Source organism: Paraconexibacter sp. (assembly GCF_041602235.1).
In the GTDB taxonomy this organism is placed as follows: Bacteria; Actinomycetota; Thermoleophilia; order Solirubrobacterales; family Solirubrobacteraceae; genus Paraconexibacter.
The window spans coordinates 1-2138 of sequence record NZ_JBFIGP010000440.1 but is presented as its reverse complement, the minus strand read 5'-3'; the positions used below and the strand labels follow the sequence as shown (position 1 = coordinate 2138).

Annotated in this window: 2 protein-coding genes; one reads left to right on the top strand and one right to left on the bottom strand. The window is 72.5% G+C overall.

The features are described 5' to 3' along the window. The coding region (locus tag ABYE80_RS20165; protein WP_372792133.1) for a hypothetical protein at nucleotides 1-1317 on the bottom strand (1317 nt) is incomplete at its 3' end. A 116-nt stretch (nucleotides 1318-1433) separates the two neighbouring features. Here ABYE80_RS20165 and ABYE80_RS20160 point away from each other — a divergent pair. Next, the coding region (locus ABYE80_RS20160; protein WP_372792131.1) for an NADP-dependent oxidoreductase at nucleotides 1434-2138 on the top strand (705 nt) is incomplete at its 3' end.

The following is a 2138-nucleotide window of genomic DNA, read 5'->3' as shown; positions in this document are numbered from 1 at the left end:
CAGGACGTGGGTGGTGCCGGTGCTGTCGGCCCCGGCGGTCACGGTCTCCGTGTCGTTGAACGCGATCTCCCCGGCCCCGTCGACGGACAGCCGCTCGGAGGGAGCCGCCAGGACGCCCGCGCCCGACACCGCTTCGACGGACTCCGATGCGCCTTCCACCCGGCTCCAGGCGATGACCCCGAACCCGGTGCTGCCGACCGCGGTCGCGGCGGGACGTCCGGCGGTGGGTGTGCCGGAGCTGACCGGGGTGCCCTGCGCCCAGGCGCCGCCCGACAGGCGGGAGCCGAACGTGTGGAAGGTGAGCTGTCGGGGCGTGACGACGAGTCCGTGGTTCCCGTCGGGGCTGAGGTCCACGGCCGGGAACTCGGCGCCTTCGGTCGGCGCGTCGGGCAGGCCGTCGACGATCTGCGGCGCTCCGACCGTGCCGGCGGGCGAGATCGAGCGGGTCACGATGCGCGGCCGGTCGGTCGCGCCGTGGAGCTGGCCGTGACGGAAGGTCGTCCACGCGGTGCCGTCGGGGCCGACCGCGACGTCCGGCATGTCCGTCAGGTCGCCGCGAGGCTTCCCGCCGAGGACGTCCACGCTGAGCTCCTGCGCCGGGCCGACCGCGGTGCCGGTCAGCCGCCGTGCGATGACGTCGCGCTGCCCGCCGTCGGTCTCGGACCAGATCATCACCGCACCCCCGTCGTAGGCGGCGATGTCCGACTCGTTCTGGCCGCCCGGGTCCGCGGCCTCGGCCCCCGGTGTCCGGTCCAGGATGCCTGCCGGGTCGACCGCCGTGGCGCCGCCGATCTGCGTCCAGGCGCCGCCGGACAGGCGGGCGGCGCGCACGTTGAACCCCTCGGTGAAGGACACGTACCCGGTCCCGTCGGGCGCGACGTCGAGGTCGTAGGCCTTGACCACCGCGAGATCGACCACGTCGGCGATCTGGAAGGGCTGTCCCGTCGCCGTGGAGATCGCGGACCGCAGGTGACCGTCCCCGGCCCCGTGCAGCCAGGTGACCACGGTGCCGCCACCCGGGTAGGCCGCGACCTTGGCGTCGCGTGCCGCCAGCGCCGGCGCGACGTCGACGCGCTGCGGTGCGCTCCACGAGCCGCCCGACAGGCGGCTGACGAACACGTGGTCGACCCCGCCGTCGGCCTTGATGTAGGTGAGCGCCCCCGTGCCGTCGGCCGCGATGTCGATGCCGCCGGCGATCCTGACGTCCGCGCTCGGGCCGTCGAGCGTCGTGACCGTCGGGGCCGCTGCCGCGACCCCGGGCACCGCGAGCACCGTCGACGACACCAGAGCGACGAGACGACGACGGTATGAGCGCATGATCGGATCCTCCAGCAGTTGATGTGCGGATGCAACGGGTTCGGACCCGGGGAGTTACGGCGGCTCGTGGTCACTAGTCTCAGGGCTCGTCCCGCCCCCCGTCCGCTCGGAGTCCCATGCCCGTCGTGAACCACCAGCTCCGCCTCGCATCACGCCCTGTCGGCCTGCCCGATGACCAGAACTGGTCGTTCACCGAGGAGGAGATCGATCCGACCGCGAGCCCGGACGCGGGCACCTTTCTCGTGAAGGTCCTGTACCTCTCGCTGGACCCGGCGATGCGCGGGTGGATGAACGAAGGGCGCTCCTACATCCCGCCGGTCGGGATCGGCGAGATCATGCGGGCGCTCGCGGTCGGCGAGGTCGTGGCGTCGGCCAACGACGCCTTCCCCGTCGGGGCGTACGTCTCGGGGGTCTTCGGGGCGCAGGAGTACGCGACGTCCGACGGGTCCGGCGTGACGGTGGTCGACCCGGACCTGGCGGCGTTGCCGACGTATCTCGGGGTCCTGGGGATGACGGGAATGACGGCCTACTTCGGGCTGCTGGAGGAGGCGAAGCCGGTGGAGGGCGACACCGTCGTGGTGTCGGGCGCCGCGGGAGCCGTGGGCAGCGTCGTCGGGCAGATCGCGAAGCTCAAGGGGTGTCACGTCATCGGCATCGCCGGCGGCGAGGAGAAGTGCCGGATGATCATCGAGGAGTTCGGGTTCGACGCCGCCATCGACTACAAGGACGCGGACGTCGCCAAGGCGCTGCGCGACCTGGCGCCGAAGGGCGTCGACATCTACTTCGACAACGTCGGAGGGGACATCCTCGACGCGGTCCTG